The sequence below is a fragment of the Nonomuraea sp. LP-02 genome (assembly GCF_036289125.1).
Classification (GTDB): domain Bacteria; phylum Actinomycetota; class Actinomycetes; order Streptosporangiales; family Streptosporangiaceae; genus Nonomuraea; species Nonomuraea bangladeshensis.
This window is the reverse complement of the sequence record NZ_JAXCLK010000001.1, coordinates 7,760,589-7,780,674: the sequence shown is the minus strand read 5'-3', so window position 1 is coordinate 7,780,674 and position 20,086 is coordinate 7,760,589. Positions and strand designations below refer to the sequence as shown.

Below are 20,086 nucleotides of genomic sequence, written 5' to 3'. Positions count from 1 at the left end.
AGAATGCTGCGGATCCACGACACGCGCGCCGGCCAGGTCGTCCCGGTCCAGCTCGGCAGGCTGGTGCGGATCTACACCTGCGGGCCTGCCGGCCACCGGCGGGCCCATGTCGGCGATCTGCGTACGTACGTGCTGGCCGACCTGGTGAGGCGGGTCCTGGAGCGGCGGCGGGCGCGCGTGCTGGCCTGCCAGAACATCACCGACGTCGGCCACCCCACCGGCGTGGACCACGCGGACGCCTTCCGCGCCGACGCCACCGCGCTCAACCTCCGGCCGCCGGAGCACACGCCGCGGGCGAGCGAGAACGTCGAACCCATGGTCGAGCTGATCGCGAAGCTGGTCGAGCGCGGCCACGCCTACGCGGTGCCGGACGGCTCGGTCTTCTTCGACGTACGCACGTTCCCCGCCTACGGCGAGCTCTCCGGCGACCGGCCGGAGGAGCCGCGGCCCGCCGACTGGGCCCTGTGGAAGCCCGGCGACGGCGAGCTGACCTGGGACTCCCCCTGGGGGCGCGGGTTCCCCGGCCCGCACGTGGGGTGCTCGGCCATGTCGCTGCGGTTCCTCGGCCCGGTCGTCGACCTGCACCTCGGCGGCATCGACCTGCGTTTCCCCCATCACGAGGACGAGCGGGCGCAGTCCGACGCGGTGACCGGGCACGAGGTGGTGCGGCACTGGGTGCACGGCGAGCACCTGCTGTTCGACGGGCGCGAGATGGCCGAGTCCACCGGGAACGTGGTGCTGCTGTCCGACGTGACGGCGGCCGGGCTCGACCCGCTGGCGGTGCGGATGGCGTTCCTGGAGCACCGCTACCGCCGGCGGCTCGACCTCACCTGGGACACCCTGCGGGCGGCCGACCGCACGCTGCGGCGCTGGCGCTCGCGGGTCGCCGAGTGGGCCGAGTCGCCCAGCGCGCCGATGGCGGCCGGGCACGTGGAGCGGGTGGAGTCGGCGCTCGGCGACGACCTCGACACCCCGGCGGCGCTGCGCGTGCTGCGCGAGCTCGAACGTGACGAGTCGGTGCCCCCCGGGGCGAAGCTGGAGGCGTTCCTGCACGTCGACCAGGTGCTCGGGCTCGACCTGCCGATCGACATCGGCAAGGCGCCGACGCTGCCGGCGGGCGCCGGTGAGCTGCTGGAGGCGCGGTCCAGGGCGCGGGAGGCCGCCGACTGGACGGAGGCCGACCGGCTGCGGGACGAGCTGGCCGAGCTGGGCGTGCGGGTCTCGGACACCCCCAGCGGTCAGACCTGGGCGTGAACCGGCATACCCTGCCAATCCTCTGCGAAGGTGAACGAAGACGGACGAACACGTCCGGAGTAGTGATCAAGGGCTGCCAGACTTAGTGCCAGTTCCAGGGAAGTTGGAGGTGTCGGTCGGTGAGGCCCTATGCGTGGTTGCCGCGGCCGTTGCGGTGGTTCGCTCGGGTGGTGACCGTTCTTCTCGTGCTGGCGCTGGTGCTGGCCGGTGTGCTCGTCCTCATCGTGCGGCAGTCGTTCCCGCAGGTGGACGGGGCGGTGCGGCTCTCGGGGCTGTCCGGGAGCGTGGAGATTTATCGCGATAAATCAGGAATCCCGCATATTTACGCCTCCAGCCCGGGCGACCTCTTCATGGCCCAGGGCTACGTCCACGCCCAGGACCGCTTCTACGAGATGGACTTCCGCCGTCACATGACCGCCGGACGCCTCTCGGAGCTCTACGGCAAGTCCACCCTGGACACCGACAAGGCCCTGCGCACCATGGGCTGGCGCCGCGTCGCCGAGCAGGAGCTGCCCCTGCTGTCCGAGGACACCCGTGAGTACCTGGACGCGTACGCCAAGGGCGTCAACGCCTGGCTCAGCGCCCACCCGAACGCCTCCGACCGCAGCCTCGAATACTCGATCCTGAAGATCCAGAACGGCGACTACCACCCCGAGCCGTGGGGCCCCGCCGACTCCCTCGCCTGGCTCAAGGCCATGGCCTGGGACCTGCGCTCCAACATGGAGGACGAGATCGACCGGGCGCTGATCGCCGCGAAGCTGCCCCGCGACCGCGTCGAGCAGCTCTACCCCGGCTATCCGTTCGACCGGCACTCCCCCATCGTCACCTCGGGCGCCATCGACCGCGAGCGCTTCGACCAGGAGGCCGAGCCGCGCCTGCGCCTCGGCACCGGCGCCGTCTTCCAGTCGGCGGCCCGGACCCTCGACGCCGTGCCGAGCACCATGGGCACCGCCGACCGCGAGGGCATCGGCTCCAACTCGTGGGTCGTCTCCGGCGCGCACACCAAGAGCGGCAAGCCGCTGCTCGCCAACGACCCGCACCTGTCGCCGCAGCTCCCGTCCGTCTGGTACCAGGCGGGGCTGCACTGCCGGCAGGTGGGCCCGGAGTGCCCGTACGACGTGACCGGCTTCACCTTCTCCGGCGTGCCCGGCGTGATCATCGGGCACAACGCCAAGATCGCGTGGGGCTTCACCAACCTGGGGCCCGACGTCGCCGACCTGTTCCTGGAGAAGGTGGACGGCGAGACGTACCTGTACCGGGGCGAGCGGCGCAGACTGGAGACCCGCAAGGAGCAGATCAAGGTCGCCGGCGGCTCCACCGTGACGATCACCGTGCGCAGCACCGTGCACGGCCCGCTGATCAACGAGGTCATGCCCGACGCCAAGCCCACCGACGAGGCGAACGCGGTCGCGCTCCAGTGGACGGCGCTGACGCCCGGCCACACCGCCAGCGCCATCTTCGCGCTGAACAGGGCGGGCGACTGGGCGCAGTTCCGCTCGGCGGCCGCGCTGTTCGAGGTGCCCGCCCAGAACCTCGTGTACGCCGATACCTCCGGCAAGATCGGCTACCAGGCGCCCGGCCGCATCCCCGTACGCGCGAAGGGCGACGGCAGGTGGCCGGTGCCCGGCTGGACCGGCGAGTACGACTGGCAGCCCGGCCCGATCCCCTTCGAACAGCTCCCGTCCGTCGAGGACCCCGCCGAGGGCTTCGTGGTGACCGCCAACAACGCGGTCATCGACCCCTCGCGCTACAAGCCGCTGCTGACCCAGGACTGGGCCTACGGCTACCGCTCCGAGCGCATCCGCACCCTCGTCGAGGAGGCCGTCGGCAAGGGCAAGGTGGACGCGGACACCATGTCCGCCATCCAGGCCGACACCCGCAACAACTTCGCCGCGACCCTGGTGCCGGCGCTGGAGAAGGTGGACCTGGCCGGCCCCGCCAAGCAGGCCAGGGAGCTGCTGACGTCGTGGGACGGCGAGCAGAAGCTCGACTCGGCGCCGGCCGCGTACTTCAACGCCGTGTGGCGGCAGGTGCTCGCCCTGACCTTCCACGACGAGCTGCCCGAGCAGGCCCGGCCCGCGGGCGGCGACCGCTGGTACGAGGTCGTCAGGCGGCTGCTCGACGCCCCCGACGACCCCTTCTGGGACGACGTCACCACGAAGAACGTCACCGAGCGGCGTGACGACGTGCTGCGGCAGGCGATGGCGTCGGCGTACCAGGAGCTGGCCGACCGGTTCGGCGAGAAGGTCTCCGACTGGCGGTGGGGCGACCTGCACCAGCTCGACCTGGTCAACGGCTCCCTCGGCACGTCCGGCATCGCGCCCGTGGAGGCGTTGTTCAACCGCGGGCCGATCGCGGTGCCGGGCGGCAAGGACGCGGTGAACGCGACCGGATGGAACGCCCAGAAGGGCTACGCGGTGACCGCGGTGCCGTCGATGCGGATGGTGGTGGACCTGTCCGACCTGGACAAGTCCCAGTGGATCAACCTGACGGGCGCGTCGGGGCACGCCTTCCACGAGAACTACTGGGACCAGGCCGAGATCTGGGCCAGGGGCGGGCTGCTGCCGATGCGTTCCGGCCCCGACGCCGTGCGCAAGGCGGCCGTGCACACGCTGAAGCTGAGCCCCTGACCTGACGGGGTCACCTCGGGTGCCGCCGCCAGCGCGGCGGCACGCGGGGATATCCGCCGTCCTCCAGGTCCGCCAGCCGCTCGAACACGTTGTACGTCGCCTGGTGCCCGCAGACCACCACCGAGGCCAGCATGGCGAGCAGGTAGAGCGGCAGCATGGGCAGCCCGACGCACCAGGCCCACTGCGTGGCGTGCCGCCCCTCGTGCAGGATGAGCCGCTCGTCGAGCGAGTCACGCCTGGTCAGGACCACGTTCCCGACCGTGAAGGCGCCCGCGACGGGGAAGCGGTAGCGGTAGCCGAAGGCGAGGATGAGCCCGTCGGGGCCGGGCCGGCGGGTGGCGCCGCCGACGACCGAGATCAGCAGGCCGAACGGCGTGGCGAGGTTGACGTAGTTGGCCGCCCGCCGGACCCGATAACGCCTTTCCATGAGACCCCTCCCACCGCCGACTATGCCGTGTTCCCGGCGGTGGTCAAGGACGGGCTGAGTCAGCGGTGCCGCCGGTACCTCAGCTCCAGGATCCCGTTGCTGGAAGTGGCGCTGGAGACCAGGTCGAGCCGGTAGGAGCTGGGGACGCCGTCGAACAGCCGGGTGCCCTCGCCCGCGACGTAGGGGAACATGCTCACCCGGAGTTCGTCGATCAGGTCGAGCCGCATGAGCGAGCGCCAGAGGCCGACGCCGCCCCAGACCAGGATGTGGCCGTCGCCGCCCAGCCTGAGCTTGTCGACCTCTTCCCTGGTGTCGCCGGCGGCGATGGTGGTGCCGGCCCAGTCGGCCGTCTTCAGCGTGCGGGAGAAGACGACCTTGCGCGCGGGGTTCAGGATGGCGGCGAACGGGTGGTCGGTGGCGGTCGTCATGCCCTTGGAGATGGACTCGTAGGCGGCGCGGCCCATGACGTGCGTGTGGGCGCTCCGGAGGAAGTCGAGGTAGGCCGGGTCGTCGGGCCGGCTGTTCTCCGGCAGGTCGAAGCAGAACTTCCAGAAGTCGGTGCCCTCGTCGGCGAGCAGGCCGTCGAGGGAGTAGTTGAACACTGTCGCGATCAGTTTCCGCATGCGCTTGAGACCCCGGCGCCGCCGGGAAGTCATCGGTGCGTCAGAAACCTTTGTAGCGGCCTTCGTGGTACAGCAACGGCGGCCCGTCCGACGGCATCCCCAGGGACGCCACCTCGCCCACCACGATCGAGTGGTCGCCGGCGTCGTGCACCGCGTTCGTGGCGACCTCCAGCGTGGCGATGGCCCCGTCGAACAGCGCCACCCCGGAGTCCCCCCGGCGATGCGGCCACCGCGCCAGTTGTCCGTCCAGTGGCCGGCCGCGATGGGCGAAGAAGCGCGAGGTGTCCTCCATGACGGCGGGCAGCACCGACACCCCCCACACCCCCGCCTCAAGCACCGCGTCGTGGAACCTGGCCACCTTCTCGGCGCAGAACAGCACGAGGAGCGGATCGAGCGAGACGGACGTGAACGAATTGACGGTCATGGCGTGATCGAGGTCGCCCACCCTGGTCGTCACGATCGCGACCCCGGTGGCGAAGCGGCCGACGACCTTACGGTAGGTATCCGGGTCCACGTGCCGCTCTGTCGAATGCACCCAGTTACTTTATGCCCTCAAGTCTGGCTCTTCGGAGGGTACCCTCTCAAAAGCCACGATCCCCTGCTAGACGATGGCGAAAGCAGATAAGCCACCACAAGCGCCACCAGACCCCCATACAGGTAGACATATCCCGGCAATCCGCTGGCGATGACCAGATCACCCGCCGCCAGCTGCACCGTGAACGGCATCGTCACCAGCAGCCACCCGGCTCCGGCCACCGCCGCGCCCAGCCGCGCCCGCAGCAGCCTGCCCGCCCCCAGACACACCACGAACAACATCAGCACCCACACCACGGCCGCCCCCGGCAGCGGACCGACCGGCCACAGGGGATGTGTGAACCCGCCCACGACCCCCATGACGACCCCCAGCACGAACAACATGCCGTACGCCGCTCCGCCCAGGGCCGACTCGGCCTGGCTGCGATGTTCCATGCCGACTGAGGTTAGTGGATGCCCGCGAAGAGATCGTTCTCGCGGTTCTGTGGCTCGCCGAGCCCGCCCGCCTCGACCGGCGGCCCCGGCACCGGCCGGCCGGGCACTCCGGCCGCCAGCACGAAGTGCTCGACGCCCAGCACCTCCTGGCCGATGTTGTTCGACAGCGCGAACCACGGCTCGCGGACGGTGATCTGGGTGACGTGCGCCCGCATCGCCGCGACCTTGTGGCCGAGCCACGGCCGGGCGTCGATCTCGGTGGTGACGTCCTCGTCGCGGTTGCCGAAGGGCATGTCGTCCACGTCCTCCAGCAGGAAACCCGTGCCGGCCTCGTGCAGCGCCTCCGCCGTGCGCCGCATCACGGACCTGGGCAGGGCGGTGTGGTAGAACTTCGCGATCTGCCAGGGCTCGCCGTCGCCGAAGTCCGGCTTCGCGGCCAGCTCGAACGCCCTGCGCGCCACCCGGTGCGCCTGGATGTGGTCGGGATGGCCGTAGAAGCCGTTGGCGTCGTAGGTGACCAGGACCTGGGGGCGTACCTCGCGGATGACCTTCACCAGCTCGCCCGCCGCCTCGTCGAGGTCGGCGCGCCAGAACGCCCTCGGGTGGTCGTTGGTGGCCGCGCCCATCATGCCCGAGTCGCGCCAGCGCCCCGGCCCGCCCAGGAAGCGGTGGTCCTCGACGCCGAGCGCCGCGCAGGCCGCGGCGAGCTCGCCGACCCGATAGGGGCCCAGCCGGTCCTCCCCGTCGGCGGCCAGGTGCGCGAGCTCGGCGGGGATGACCTCGCCCTCCTCGCCCAGCGTGCAGGTGACCAGCGTGACGTGGGCGCCTTCCGCCGCGTATTTGGCCATGGTGGCGCCGGTGCCGATCGACTCGTCGTCCGGATGGGCGTGCACGAGCAGCAGGCGTCGATCCGTCATGGCCACGAGCGTAACAAGGGCGCGTTCCTGGCAGGATTGGCCCCATGAGTGAGAGCTTCCCGCGTCTGTCTGCCAGGACCCGCCGGTTCACCCTCGGGGTGCCCAGGGGCTTCACCATCTCCCCCGACGGCGGCCAGGTGATCTTCCTGCGCACCCGCACCGGCACCGACGCCGTGACCTGCCTGTGGGAGCTCAACACCGCCACCCACGTCGAGCGGCTGGTCGTCGATCCGCGGCTGCTCCACGGCGACGAGGAGGAGAACCTCCCGCCGGAGGAGCGGGCGAGGCGCGAGCGCAGCCGGGAGGCGGCGGGCGGCATCGTGGCCTACGCCACCGACTCGATGGTGGCCCGGGCCTCCTTCGCGCTGTCCGGCGGCCTCTACGTCGTCGAGCTGGCCACCGGCGAGACCCGCCGGCTGGAGACGCCCGGCGCGGTCATCGACCCCCGGCTGTCGCCCGACGGGCGGCACGTCGCCTACGTCACCGGCGGCGCCCTCCGCGTCCAGGACCTCGTCACGGGCGAGGACCGCGCGCTCGCCACGCCGGAGTCGGAGACGGTGACGTACGGGCTGGCCGAGTTCATCGCCGCCGAGGAGATGGACCGGCTGCGCGGCTACTGGTGGGCGCCGTCGAGCGACGCGCTGCTGGTCGAGCGGGCCGACGAGGCGCCGGTGCGGATCTGGCACATCGCCGACCCGGCCAACCCCGACCGCACCCCCGTGGCCCACCGCTATCCGGCCGCCGGCACGCCCAACGCCCGCACCGAGCTCTACGTGCTCGGGCTCGACGGGTCGCGGGTGGCGGTGCCGTACGACGAGGAATACCTCACCACGGCCGCCTGGGACTCCCACGCGCTGTCCATTGTGACCCTGACCCGCGACCAGAAGACCATGCGGCTGTTCACGGTCGACCCGGCCACCGGCGCCACCACGCTCGTGCGCGAGGACACCGACCCGGCCTGGGTCGACATCGTCACGGGCGTGCCCGCGCACCTCGACGACGGCTCCCTCGTCTGGGTGGCCAACGGCGAGGGCGGCCACCGCCTGCACGTCGGCGACCGTGTGGTGACCCCGCCGACGCTCCAGGTCCGGGCCGTGCTGGACGTCGACCACGACAGCGTGCTGTTCAGCGCGAGCGGCGACCCGACCGAGATCCAGCTCTGGACCTGGGACGGTCACTCGCTGCTGCCGGTCTCGACCAGGTCCGGGGTGTTCTCGGGGCGGATGGCCGGCGGGGTCGGCGTGCTCGCCGAGCAGAGCCTCGACACCGAGGGTGTGTCGGTGACGGTCGTGCGGCGCGACGGCATGGCGGTGCCGATCCCGTCGTTCGCCGAGCGGCCCGGCCTCGACCTGCGGGTGTCCATCGGGCGTTCCGGGCGGCGCGAGCTGGCCACCGCCGTGGTGCTCCCCTCCTGGTACGAGCAGGGCTCGGGCAAGCTGCCCGTGCTCATGGACCCGTACGGCGGGCCGCACGCGCAGCGGGTGCTCAACCGGCGGGGCGCGTTCCTGGAGAGCCAGTGGTTCGCCGAGCAGGGCTTCGCCGTGGTCGTGGCCGACGGCCGCGGCACGCCGGGGCGGGGCACGGCGTTCGAGCGGGCGGTGCTCAACGACCTCGCCGCCCCCGTGCTGGAGGACCAGGTCGACGCCCTGCAGGGCGTGGCCGAGCAGTACGGCGACGACCTCGACCTGTCGCGGGTGGCCATCCGCGGCTGGTCGTTCGGCGGCTTCCTGGCCGCGCTGGCGGTGCTGCGGCGGCCGGACGCCTTCCACGCGGCCGTGGCCGGCGCTCCGGTGACCGACATGCGGCTGTACGACACGTGCTACACCGAGCGTTACCTGGGCCACCCGGACGAGCAGCCCGAGGTGTACGAGAACTCCTCACTCCTCGCGGACGCCGCCAAACTGGAGCGCCCGCTCATGATCATTCATGGGCTCGCGGACGACAACGTGGTGGCGGCCCACACGCTGCGCCTGTCGTCGGCGCTGCTGGCCGCCGGTCGCCCGCACACGGTGCTGCCGCTGTCGGGCGTCACGCACATGACGCCGCAGGAGGTGGTGGCGGAGAACCTGCTGCTGCTCCAGGTCGACTTCCTGAAGAAGTCGCTGGGCATCACCGCCTGACCTCCTCGGGCCGGGGGACGGGAGTGCCGTGCCAGCTCGCCCAGAGCGCGGCGTACGACCCTCCCTCGGCCACCAGCTCCTCGTGCGAGCCCAGCTCGCTGATCCGCCCGTCCTCCACCACGGCCACCCGGTCCGCGTCGTGCGCGGTGTGCAGCCGGTGCGCGATCGCGATGACCGTGCGCCCGTCCACCACGGCCGCCAGGGACCGCTCCAGGTGCCTGGCGGCCCGCGGGTCGATGAGGGAGGTGGCCTCGTCCAGCACCAGGGTGTGCGGGTCGGCCAGCACCAGCCGGGCCAGGGCGAGCTGCTGGGCCTGGGCCGCCGAGACGGCGTGCCCGCCGGACCCCACCTGGGTCTCCAGCCCTTCGGGCAGGCCGAGCACCCAGTCCAGCGCGTCCACGGCCCCCAGCGCCTCGCGCACGGCCTCGTCGCCCGCGTCGGGCCGGGCGATGAGCAGGTTGTCCCGCACGGTGCCCTTGAACACGTGGTGCTCCTGGGTGACCAGGGCGACGTGCCCGCGCAGCTCGTCCAGCGGGAGGTCCACGAGCGGCACCCCGCCCACCGTCACCGACCCGGCACGCGGCCCGTGGATGCCCGCGAGCAGCCGTCCCAGCGTGGACTTGCCCGCCCCTGACGGCCCCACCATCGCCAGCCGCTCACCGGGCCGCACGGTCAGGGACACGCCGTGCAGCACGTCGTGGCCCTCCCGGTAGGCGTAGCGGACGTCGCGGGCCTCCAGCAGTTCGCCCGCCGGGCGCTCGCCGGCAGGCGCCCGGTCGTCGGGGACGTTGGCCACGCCGAGCAGCCGGGCCATGGCGGCGCCGCCCACCTGCAACTCGTCGATCCACATCAGGAACCGGTCGAGCGGGTCGATGAGCTGCTGCGCGTAGAGCGCGGCGGCGGTGACCTGGGCGAGCGTCACCCAGCCCTCGGTGTAGAAGAGCCCGCCGACCAGCAGCGCGCTCACCACGGGGATGACGTAGCCGAGCTCGACCGCGGGATACCAGACGACCCGCAGCCCGAGCGTGTAGCGCTCGGCCGCGTAGGAGCGGGCGATGTCGTCGTCGGTGCGCGCCCGGCGGCGCTCCTGCAGCGCGAGCGCCTCGACGGCTCTGGCCCCCTCGACGGTCTCGGCGAGCCCTTCCGTCATGTCCGCGTAGGCGGCGTTCTCGCGCAGGTAGCCGTCCCTGGCCCGCTTGAGATACCAGCGGGTGGCGACGTAGATGACCGGCCCGGCGAGCAGCATGGGCAGCATGAGCAGCGGGCTGACCAGCACCAGCGCGCCCATGGTGATGAGGAACGTGACCCCCGCGATCAGCGTCTCCGGCACCGCGTGCCGCACCGTGCGCGACAACGAGTCGACGTCCCGCGACGTACGGGTGATCAGGTCGCCGGCCCCGGCCCGCTCGACGGTCGACAGCGGCAGCGCGAGCACCCGGTCCACGAACTCCTCGCGCAGCTCGGCCAGCACCTTCTCGCCCAGCCTGGCCGAGGCCAGCACGGCGTAGCGCATGAGCAGCCCCTGCACCAGCAGGAAGGCGCCGATGGCGACCGCCACGAGGGCGACGTCGACCGCGACGCCCCGCTCGATGTCGTCCACCAGCCCGCCGAGCTGCCACGGCACCACGAGCCCCGACACGGCGGCCAGCGCGTGCAGCGCCAGCGCCGTGAGGAGTTGCCGCGGATATTTGAGCGTCAGCCGCCGGGCGTAGGCCCGCACCTGCTTCCGGTCGGCGATCGGCAGAATCTGCTTGGCCATGGATCAGCCCTCCCCGCGGGTGACGGTCGTCGCGTACGCCGGCGAGATGTCGAGCAACTGCCGATGTGTCCCCTCCGCCAGCACCCGTCCGTCCTCGACGTAAACCACGTGATCGGTGCGGTCGAGCACGAGCGGGCTGGTCGTGCAGACCAGCGTCGTCTTCCCGACCCGGCTCGCCGCCAGCCGCTGGGCGATCCGCGCCTCGCTGTGGGCGTCGACCGCGCTGGTCGGCTCCACCAGGATCAGCACCTCGGGATCGGCCAGCAACGCGCGGGCGAGCCGCAGCCGCTGCTGCTGCCCGCCGGAGAACTCCCGGCCCGCCTCGGCCACCCAGGTGTCGAGCCCGTCGGGCAACGCCTCGACGATGTCCTCGGCGCAGGCGGCGCGCAGCGCCTCCTTCATGCGTCCCTCGTCGCCGGCGGCGTCCGTATCACGGGCCCGCACGTCCAGCTCGTCCCGCAGCCGGCCCGTGAAGAGGCGGGCGCTGTTGTCGGCGACCAGGATCCGGCGGCGGACCTCGTCCAGAGGCAGCGAGCTCAGGTCGGCCGGGCCGAACGTGACGTCGCCGTCGGCGTAGCGGCCGAGGCGGTCGGCGATGGCGACGGCGTCCTCGGGGGAGCTCGCGGCCACCGCCGTCAGGACGCCCGGCTGGACGGTCACGCCGCTGTAGGAGTCGCGCAGCACCCCGCCCCCGCTGCCGCCCTTGCCGCCTTTGATCTCGGGCTCGATGGACAGGATCCGGATCACCCGGCCGGCCGCCACGTGGCCCTTGGTGAGTTTGTCGGCGGCCTCGGTCAGCGTCCGCATGGGGCCGATCAGGAACACCGCGTACAGGTAGAACGCGACGAGCTGGCCGGTCGGGATCTGGCCGGCGACCGCGAAGGAGGCGCCGACGCCGGTGACGATCGCGATGAGCAGGCCGGGCAGCAGGATCTGCGCGCCTTCGAGCACCGACTCGACGTGCGCGACCCGCACCCCGGCGTGCCGCACCCGCTGCGACTCCTCGCGGTAGCGCGTGGCGAACACCTGCTCGCCGCCGATCCCGCGCAGCACCCGCAGCCCTCCGACGATGTCGGCGGCCCTGGTGGACAGGTCGCCGGTCAGCTCGCGCTGCCTGGCCTGCCGCCGGTGCAGGGGCTTGAGCAGCGGCCCGACGGCGACGGCCATGAGCGGGACGCCGAACAGCACGAGCAGCCCGAGCGGCAGCGACGTCGAGATGAGGATCACGGTCACGGTGATGATCGCCACGACGGAGCCGGTGCCGCGCAGCAGGATGTCCATGGAGCTGCCGATGTGCGCGATGTCGGAGTTGCCGACGCTGACGACCTCGCCGGTGGAGAGCCGCTTCGGCAGCGTCGCCCCCAGCTTGGCGGCGTGGCGCGTGGTCAGCTGCACGGTGCGGTAGGCGGCGGCCAGCCAGTTGTAGACGGCCATCCGATGGCGCATGATCCCGCTGAACGCCTGCACCAGCCCCAGCCCGAACAGGACGGCCGCCCAGGTCAGCAGCCCGTCGGTGTCCTTGGCGGTGACCGCTTCGATGCCCTTCCCGAGCACGGCCGGCATCAGCGCCTGCATCAGCCACCAGAGGATGGCGTAGCCGATGCCGGCGAGCAGGGCCGAGGCCTGTCGCCGGGCGTTCCACCACAGGTAACGGAGCGGACTGCGGAGGTCGGGCACGCCAGGATCGGCGTCAGGAAGGGAGCGCATAGCCTGACAACCTTGACAAGGGTCAGGCCGCACGGCAAACCATTTTCGCCGAGGGCTCATGCCTGCCGGAACGCCCGCCACGTGTACAGCAGGGCGGCCGCCGCGGTGATGGCCAGCAGCACGTACCCGATCGTGTACGTGCCGGTCGCCGTGTAGACCGCGCCCATGACGAGAGGCGGGAAGTAGCCGCCGAGGCCGCCGGCGGCGCCCACGAGACCGGTGACCGTCCCCACCTTCGACGCCTCGACCAGCTTGGCGACCAGCGCGAACACGCCGCCCGTGCCCAGCCCGAGGAAGAAGGCCATGAGGACGAAGCTCACCCCGGCGGGCACCTCCGCGGGCGGCCGGAACATGAGGACGACCGCCATGACCACCACCCCGCCGAACGCGATGAGCAGCACCCGGACGGCCCCCAGCCGGTCGGACAGCGTGCCGCCCAGCGGCCGGGACAGCACGGCCGCGATCGAGAAGCCGGCGGTGCGCATCCCGGCCTCGGTCTGGGCGAAGCGGTAGGCGTTCTCCAGCAGGGCCGGCAAGTACGTCGAGAAGGCCACGAACCCGCCGAACGTCACCGCGTACAGGAAGGAGCACTGCCAGGTGGCCCTGACCTTCAGCGCCTCGCGGATGCGCGGCAGGGCGGGCGCGGTGGCCGGGGACCAGAGCGGCGAGTTACGGCTGCCCCCCAGCATGAGCACCCCGGTCAGCGCCAGCACGGCCGCCATCAACACGTGCGTGCCCGGCCGGCCCAACGCGTCTGCCAGGCGCGGGGTGAAGAAGGCCGACAGCGCGGTCCCGCCCATGCCGGCCCCGAAGACGCCGGTGGCGAAGCCACGGCGGGCGGGCTCGTACCAGGCGTTGACGAAGGGGATGCCGATGGCGAAGGACGTGCCAGGGGTGCCGAGGAGGAAGCCCCAGAAGAGCAGCCAGCCGTACGAGTCGGACCAGCCGACGAACAGGACGGGGACGATCGAGACGAAGCAGACGGCGGCGAACATGCGCCGCCCGCCGAACCGGTCGGCCAGCACCCCGACCGGGATCCGGCCCAGGGCGCCGACCACGACGGGGATCGCGACGAGCAGCGAGGTCTGCGTGGGGGTGAGCCCGAGCCGCCGGTTGTAGGTGGCGGCGAGCGGGCCGATGAGGTTCCAGGCCCAGAAGGTGACGGCGAAGGCGAAGGTGGCGAGGACCAGGTTGCGGGCCTGACCGGCGCGCAGGACCGCCACGCCGGCGTCGCGGGGGCCGGGATCCCGCGAACCTTTACGAAGCTCAGACATACACCCTGTGTAACAGAGAATTACTTTCTGTGATGAAGTGGGGGTATGAGCGCCCAGGACGTCCTCCTCAGAACCGGCCGTTTCCTGCGCAGATCGGCGGCCACCAGCGGTGACCTGCACACTCTGCGCCTGGCCGGCGGCACGGAGGGCGACGCCTTCTACCGGGACCGGTGGAGCCACGACAAGGTGGTCCGTTCCACACATGGGGTGAACTGCACGGGTTCGTGCTCGTGGAAGGTGTACGTCAAGGACGGCATCATCACCTGGGAGGCCCAGGAGACCGACTACCCGAGCGTGGGCCCCGACCGCCCCGAGTACGAGCCCCGCGGCTGCCCGCGCGGCGCCGCCTTCTCCTGGTACACCTACTCCCCGACCAGGATCCGCTACCCGTACGCGCGGGGCGTGCTGGTCGAGATGTACGCCGAGGCCCGCGAGCGGCTCGGCGACCCGGTCGCGGCCTGGGCGGAGGTCACCGGCGACCCGGAGAAGCGGCGCGCGTACCAGGGGGCCCGCGGCAGGGGCGGGCTGGTCAGGGTCGGCTGGGACCTGGCGGCCGAGATGATCGCCGCCGCGCACGTCCACACGATCAGCGCCTACGGCCCCGACCGGATCGCCGGTTTCTCGCCGATCCCGGCCATGTCGATGGTCTCGCACGCGATCGGCTCGCGCTTCGTGTCGCTGCTCGGCGGCACCATGCTCTCCTTCTACGACTGGTACGCCGACCTGCCGGTCGCCTCGCCGCAGGTGTTCGGCGACCAGACGGACGTGCCGGAGTCCGCCGACTGGTGGGACGCCGCGTACCTGATGATGTGGGGCTCCAACGTGCCGGTGACGCGCACGCCGGACGCCCACTGGATGGCCGAGGCCCGCTACCGGGGCCAGAAGGTCGTGGTGGTCAGCCCCGACTTCAGCGACGCCGCCAAGTTCGCCGACGAGTTCCTGAGCGTGCGCCCCGGCACGGACGGCGCGCTCGCGATGGCGATGGGCCACGTGCTGCTGAAGGAGTTCTTCGTGGAGCGCGACACGCCGTCCTTCACCGGCTACGTCAAGCGTTTCACCGACCTGCCCTTCCTCGTCCGCCTGGAGCGGCGGGACGGCCGGCACGTGCCGGGCAGGTTCCTCACGGCCCGCGATCTCGGCCTGCAGGAGGAGGCGGCGGAGTGGAAGACGGTCCTGCTGTCGCGCAACGGCCGCCCGGTGGTGCCGAACGGCTCGGCGGGCTTCCGCTGGAGCGAGTCGGGCAAGGGCCGCTGGAACCTCGACCTCGGCACCGACCCCAAGCTCACCGTGATGGACGACTGGAGCCAGGCCGCCGAGGTGCTGCTGCCCCGGTTCGACGGCGGCGAGCCGCTGGTCAGGGGCGTTCCGGTGACCAGGATCAACGGGCATCTCGTCACCACGGTCTACGACCTGCTCCTCGCCCAGTACGGCGTCCGCCGCCCCGGACTGCCCGGTGAGTGGCCGGAGGGCTACGAGGACGCGGCGCGGCCGTACACGCCGGCGTGGCAGGAGCCGATCACCGGCGTGCCGGCCGAGCGGGCGGCCCGCTTGGCCCGCGAGTTCGCGCGGACCGCCGAGGCCACCGGCGGCCGCTGCATGATCATCATGGGGGCGGGCGCGGCGCAGTGGTTCCACGGCGACACGATCTACCGGGCGTTCCTGTCGTTGCTGCTGCTGACCGGCTGCCAGGGCCGCAACGGCGGCGGCTGGGCGCACTACGTGGGCCAGGAGAAGTGCCGGCCGCTGGCGGGCTGGCAGGTGCTGGCGAGCGCCGCCGACTGGTCGCGGCCGGCCAGGCTGGTCCCGGGCACGCCGTTCTGGTACCTGCACACCGGCCAGTGGCGCTATGACCGCTTCGACGCCGGCGAGCTGGCCTCGCCGGTGGGGCGCGGCGCGTTCCGCGGGAGGCGCACGGCCGACCTGGTGGCCGAGGCGGTGCGCAACGGCTGGATGCCGATGGCTCCGGCGTTCGACCGCAATCCGCTGGAGCTCGGGGAGGCCGCCGATCCGGTCGCGTACACGCGGGAGGAGCTGCGCGCCGGTCGGCTCCGCTACGCCGCCGAGAACCCGGACGATCCACGCAACTGGCCGCGCGTGCTCATGCTCTGGCGCTCCAACCTGTTCGGCTCCAGCGCCAAGGGCAACGAGTACTTCCTGCACCACCTCCTCGGCGCGACCTCCAACCTGGAGCACCCCGATCCCGAGGCGGCGAGCGGCAAACTGGACCTGCTGGTCACGCTCGACTTCCGCATGACGTCCTCGACGGTCTTCTCCGACGTGGTGCTGCCGGCCGCCACCTGGTACGAGAAACACGACCTCTCCTCGACCGACATGCACCCGTTCGTCCACGCCTTCAACCCGGCGATCAGCCCGCCCTGGGAGACCCGTACGGACTTCGCCGCCTTCCACACGATCGCCCGCGCCTTCAGCGACCTGGCCCGCGAACGCCTCGGCGTGCGCAGGGACGTGGTGGCGACCGCCCACCAGCACGACACGCCGAGCGAGCTCAGCCACGACCGCGAGCCCGCCCTGCACGTCGTCGAGCGCGACTACGGCGCGGTCGCCGACCAGCTCGCCGCGCTCGGCCCGCTGACGGAGCGGCTGGGCCTGCCGGTCAAGGGGGTGACGTTCCGGCCGGACGAGGAGGTGGCCTGGCTCGGCGCGCGGTGCGGCCTGGTGCCGCGCGGCGTGGCGAAGGGACGTCCCGAGCTGGACACCGACGCCAAGGCGTGCGAGGCGATCCTCGCGCTGTCGGGCGCGAGCAACGGCCGGCTCGCCGCGCAAGGGTTCCGTGAGCTGGCCGAACGCACCGGGACCGACCTGTCCGGGCTGGCCCACGAGGGCCACAGGATCGTCTTCTCCGACGCGCAGGCGCGGCCGGTGCACGTGTCCACGAGCCCGGAGTGGTCGGGCAAGGAGTCGTCCGGCCGCCGCTACGCGCCGTTCACGATCAACGTCGAGCACGGCAAGCCGTGGCACACGCTGACCGGCCGGATGCATTTCTTCCTCGACCACGACTGGATGCACGAGTACGGCGAGGCGCTGCCGGTCTACCGTCCGCCGCTGGACCTCGCCGCGCTGTTCGGCGAGAGCGGCCGGCTGCGCTATCTGACGCCGCACAGCAAGTGGTCGATCCACTCGGAGTACCAGGACAACCTGCTCATGTTGTCGCTGTCGCGGGGCGGCCCGGCGATCTGGATGTCGGACGAGGACGCGGCCCGGCTCGGCGTGGCCGACAACGACTGGGTGGAGGCCGTCAACCGCAACGGCGTGGTCGTGGCCCGCGCCATCGTCTCCCACCGCATGCCGCCGGGGACGGTCTACATGTACCACGCCCAGGACCGCCTGATCGACGTGCCGCTGTCGGAGGCGACCGGCCGCCGCGGCGGCATCCACAACGCGCTGACCAGGGTGCTGATCAAGCCGACGCACCTGATCGGCGGCCACGCCCAGCTCTCGTACGGCTTCAACTACTTCGGCCCGACGGGCAACCAGCGCGACGAGCTCACGACCATCCGCCGCCGCTCCCAGGAGGTGCGCTACTGATGCGGATCATGGCCCAGATCGCCATGGTGATGAACCTGGACAAGTGCATCGGCTGCCACACCTGCTCGGTGACCTGCAAGCAGACGTGGACGAACCGTCCCGGAGTCGAGTACGTCTGGTTCAACAACGTCGAGACCCGGCCCGGCCAGGGCTACCCGCGCCGCTACGAGGACCAGGAGAAGTGGCGGGGCGGCTGGACGCTGGACCGCAAGGGCAGGCTCCAGCCCCGGGCGGGCGGCCGGCTGCGCAAGCTCCTCACCATCTTCGCCAACCCGCTGCTGCCCTCCATCCAGGACTACTACGAGCCCTGGACCTACGACTACGAGAACCTCACGCGGGCCCCGCTGTCGTCCGACGTGCCCGTGGCGCCGCCGAGGTCGCTGCTGAGCAACGAGCCGACCAAGATCGAGTGGAGCGCCAACTGGGACGACGACCTCGGCGGCGACCCGTCGCCCGACCCGGTGCTGGCGCAGGTCTCTGAGCAGGTCAAGTTGTCGTTCGAAGAGGCGTACATGTTCTATCTGCCGCGCATCTGCGAGCACTGCCTCAACCCGTCGTGCGTGGCCTCCTGCCCCTCCGGCGCGCTGTACAAGCGCGAGGAGGACGGCATCGTGCTCGTGGACCAGGACCGGTGCAGGGGCTGGCGCATGTGCGTGACCGGCTGCCCGTACAAGAAGGTGTACTTCAACCACCGCACCGGCAAGGCGGAGAAGTGCACATTCTGCTTCCCGCGGGTCGAGGTCGGGCTGCCGACCGTCTGCTCGGAGACGTGCGTCGGCCGCCTGCGCTATCTCGGCGTCCTGCTGTACGACGCCGACCGGGTCGCCGAGGCCGCCGCCGTGCCGGACGAGCGCGACCTGTACGAGGCCCAGCTCGACCTGTTCGCCGATCCGCACGACCCGGTCGTCGCGGCCGCCGCCCAGGCCGCGGGGCTGCCCGCCGAGTGGCTGGAGGCCGCCCGCCGCTCCCCGGTGTACGACCTGGTCAAGCGCTACCGGGTCGCCCTCCCCCTGCATCCCGAGTACCGCACGCTGCCCATGGTCTGGTACGTCCCGCCGCTCTCGCCGGTCGTGGACGCGCTCGCCGGCACCGGCCACGACGGCGAGGACGCGGTCAACCTGTTCGCCGCCATCGACGCGCTGCGCATCCCGGTCGGCTACCTGGCGGGGCTGTTCACGGCGGGCGATCCCGCGCCGGTGACGGCGGCGCTGCGCAAGCTGGCCGCGATGCGGTCGTACATGCGGGCCGTCAACCTGGGCCGCCCGCCGGTCCTGCCGCCCGAGGCGGGCATGAGCGAGGAGGACCTGGCGGCGATGTACCGGCTGCTCGCCCTCGCCAAGTACGACGAGCGCTACGTCATCCCGACCGCGTACGGCAACCAGCCCGGAGTGGTGGACGAGGCCGGCTGCAGCCTCGACTACGACGGCGGTCCCGGCATGCAGGGGCCGTTCGGCGAGGCGTCGGGCCGCCCGCAGCCGGTGTCGGTCGAGAGCTTCCACGGGCTGAAGGAGCGCCAGACCGGCGACGAGGTGACCCATAAGCGGGTCAACCTCCTCAACTGGGACGGCCGGGGCATGCCCGCGGGGCTGTTCCCGCCACGGCGGAGGCGGCCGTGAAGGTGCTCTGGCAGGCCGCGGCCCACCTGCTGGCCTATCCGGACGAGCGGTTCTGGCGGCGGCTGCCACTGATCAGGGAGGCGGCCGCGCCGTACTTCACCGCGTTCCTCGACCGGGTCGCCAGGCTGGGGGCGGGCGAGCTGGCCGCGCACTACGTGGAGACGTTCGACCTGGACCGGCGCTGCTGCCTCTACCTGACCTACTACGCCGACGGCGACACCCGCCGCCGGGGCGCGTCGCTGGCCGCGCTGAAACGCCGCTACCGGGCCGCCGGGTGGGAGCTGATGGAGGACGAGCTGCCCGACTTCCTGCCGGTGGTGCTGGAGTTCGCCGCGCTCGACGCGGCGGGGGCCGAGGTGCTGCGGGAGCACCGGGTGGGGCTGGAGCTGCTGCGGGCCGCGCTGGAGGGGCGCGGGTCGCCGTACGCGCTGGTGATCGGCGCGGTGTGCGGCACGCTGCCGCCCGCGACCGCCGAGCAGCGGGCCGAGGTGCGGCGGCTCGCGGCCGGCGGGCCGCCGGCCGAGAGCGTCGGGAGGCAGGCGTGAACGGGAGCGAGAGCCTGCTCTGGACCGTGGCGCCGTACGTCACCGTGGTGATCTTCATCGGCGGCCTGATCTGGCGCTACCGGTACGACCAGTTCGGCTGGACCACCCGCTCCTCCCAGCTCTACGAGCGGCGGCTGCTCCGGGTGGCGAGCCCGCTGTTCCACTACGCGCTGATCTTCGTGATCGTCGGCCACGTCACCGGCCTGCTCATCCCGCTGGCCTGGACCGACGCGATCGGCGTGAGCAATGCCACCTACCACGCGAACGCCCTCGTCTGGGGAGGGATCGCCGGGGTGGCCGCGCTCGCGGGGCTGGCCCTGCTGATCTACCGGCGGCGTACCCAGGGGCCGGTGTTCCTCGCGACGACGGCCAACGACAAGACGATGTACGTGGTGCTGGCGGCGGCGATCGTCACCGGCGTGGTGACGACGGTGGCGGGGTACACGCCGAGCGAGGAGAGCTACCGGACGACGGTCGCACCGTGGTTCCGCGGGGTGCTCACCTTCAGTCCCGACACGACGGCGATGAGTGCGGCGAGCGGTCTTTACAAACTGCACACGGTCGTGGGGATGGGGCTGGTCGTACTCTTCCCGTTCAGCCGCTTGGTCCACGCGCTTTCCGCCCCTGTGGGGTATTTGTTCCGTCCTTACATCGTGTATCGGAGCCGGGCGAGGTAGCGTGGCGCGGGTCCCGGGAGGG

The 20,086-nt window shown here is 72.0% G+C and carries 15 protein-coding genes; 7 read left to right on the top strand and 8 right to left on the bottom strand.

Features of this window, described 5'->3' with window-relative positions:
• Positions 1–3 precede the first annotated feature (3 nt).
• Both SMD20_RS36505 and SMD20_RS36500 read left to right on the top strand, forming a co-directional pair.
• On the top strand, positions 4–1,254 hold the full coding sequence (locus SMD20_RS36505) for a CysS/YqeB C-terminal domain-containing protein (RefSeq protein ID WP_329590016.1): 1,251 nt from the start codon (positions 4–6) through the stop codon (positions 1,252–1,254).
• Positions 1,255–1,424: 170 nt separating this feature from the next.
• Positions 1,425–3,884, top strand: a complete 2,460-nt coding sequence (locus tag SMD20_RS36500) for a penicillin acylase family protein (protein WP_329590014.1) — start codon at positions 1,425–1,427, stop codon at positions 3,882–3,884.
• 10 nt (positions 3,885–3,894) lie between these two features.
• Here the strand turns inward: SMD20_RS36500 and SMD20_RS36495 are convergent, their stop codons facing one another.
• From SMD20_RS36495 to mshB, 5 genes are read right to left on the bottom strand one after another with little or no spacing between them, the layout of a single operon-like run.
• Complete coding sequence (locus SMD20_RS36495) at positions 3,895–4,311, bottom strand: hypothetical protein (RefSeq protein ID WP_329590012.1); 417 nt, start codon at positions 4,309–4,311, stop codon at positions 3,895–3,897.
• 59 nt (positions 4,312–4,370) lie between these two features.
• A complete protein-coding gene (locus SMD20_RS36490) occupies positions 4,371–4,934 on the bottom strand; it encodes a dihydrofolate reductase family protein (protein ID WP_329590010.1) in 564 nt (187 codons plus the stop codon).
• 40 nt (positions 4,935–4,974) lie between these two features.
• Positions 4,975–5,469, bottom strand: a complete 495-nt coding sequence (locus SMD20_RS36485) for a flavin reductase family protein (RefSeq protein ID WP_329590009.1) — start codon at positions 5,467–5,469, stop codon at positions 4,975–4,977.
• 17 nt (positions 5,470–5,486) lie between these two features.
• Positions 5,487–5,903, bottom strand: a complete 417-nt coding sequence (locus tag SMD20_RS36480) for a DUF6113 family protein (RefSeq protein WP_329590008.1) — start codon at positions 5,901–5,903, stop codon at positions 5,487–5,489.
• Between the two features lie 11 nt (positions 5,904–5,914).
• The gene (gene mshB, locus SMD20_RS36475) at positions 5,915–6,820 is read right to left on the bottom strand and encodes an N-acetyl-1-D-myo-inositol-2-amino-2-deoxy-alpha-D-glucopyranoside deacetylase (RefSeq protein WP_329590006.1); all 906 of its coding nucleotides are present in this window, start codon (positions 6,818–6,820) and stop codon (positions 5,915–5,917) included.
• A 44-nt stretch (positions 6,821–6,864) separates the two neighbouring features.
• Between mshB and SMD20_RS36470 the strand changes: the two genes are divergently transcribed.
• Positions 6,865–8,940, top strand: a complete 2,076-nt coding sequence (locus tag SMD20_RS36470; protein WP_329590004.1) for a S9 family peptidase — start codon at positions 6,865–6,867, stop codon at positions 8,938–8,940.
• Here the strand turns inward: SMD20_RS36470 and SMD20_RS36465 are convergent.
• Genes SMD20_RS36465 through SMD20_RS36455 form a run of 3 tightly spaced genes read right to left on the bottom strand, consistent with a single transcriptional unit; the run spans position 8,930 to position 13,680 of the window.
• Positions 8,930–10,699 carry an ABC transporter ATP-binding protein gene (locus tag SMD20_RS36465; RefSeq protein WP_329590002.1) on the bottom strand — a complete coding sequence of 590 codons (1,770 nt, stop codon included), beginning with the start codon at positions 10,697–10,699 and terminating at the stop codon, positions 8,930–8,932. The two genes, SMD20_RS36470 and SMD20_RS36465, sit on opposite strands and share 11 nt — an antisense overlap.
• A gap of 3 nt (positions 10,700–10,702) precedes the next feature.
• The gene (locus SMD20_RS36460; RefSeq protein WP_329590000.1) at positions 10,703–12,406 is read right to left on the bottom strand and encodes an ABC transporter ATP-binding protein; all 1,704 of its coding nucleotides are present in this window, start codon (positions 12,404–12,406) and stop codon (positions 10,703–10,705) included.
• Between the two features lie 56 nt (positions 12,407–12,462).
• Positions 12,463–13,680, bottom strand: a complete 1,218-nt coding sequence (locus SMD20_RS36455) for an MFS transporter (RefSeq protein ID WP_329589998.1) — start codon at positions 13,678–13,680, stop codon at positions 12,463–12,465.
• A 45-nt stretch (positions 13,681–13,725) separates the two neighbouring features.
• Here SMD20_RS36455 and SMD20_RS36450 point away from each other — a divergent pair, with 45 nt between their 5' ends.
• Genes SMD20_RS36450 through narI form a run of 4 tightly spaced genes read left to right on the top strand, consistent with a single transcriptional unit; the run spans position 13,726 to position 20,064 of the window.
• On the top strand, positions 13,726–17,226 hold the full coding sequence (locus SMD20_RS36450; RefSeq protein WP_329589997.1) for a nitrate reductase subunit alpha: 3,501 nt from the start codon (positions 13,726–13,728) through the stop codon (positions 17,224–17,226).
• Complete coding sequence (gene narH, locus SMD20_RS36445; protein WP_329589995.1) at positions 17,226–18,842, top strand: nitrate reductase subunit beta; 1,617 nt, start codon at positions 17,226–17,228, stop codon at positions 18,840–18,842. The genes SMD20_RS36450 and narH overlap by 1 nt, the downstream gene beginning before the upstream one ends.
• A complete protein-coding gene (gene narJ / locus SMD20_RS36440) occupies positions 18,839–19,387 on the top strand; it encodes a nitrate reductase molybdenum cofactor assembly chaperone (protein ID WP_329589993.1) in 549 nt (182 codons plus the stop codon). Before narH ends, narJ begins: the two co-directional genes overlap by 4 nt.
• On the top strand, positions 19,384–20,064 hold the full coding sequence (narI, locus tag SMD20_RS36435) for a respiratory nitrate reductase subunit gamma (RefSeq protein ID WP_329589991.1): 681 nt from the start codon (positions 19,384–19,386) through the stop codon (positions 20,062–20,064). Before narJ ends, narI begins: the two co-directional genes overlap by 4 nt.
• Positions 20,065–20,086: the final 22 nt, after the last annotated feature.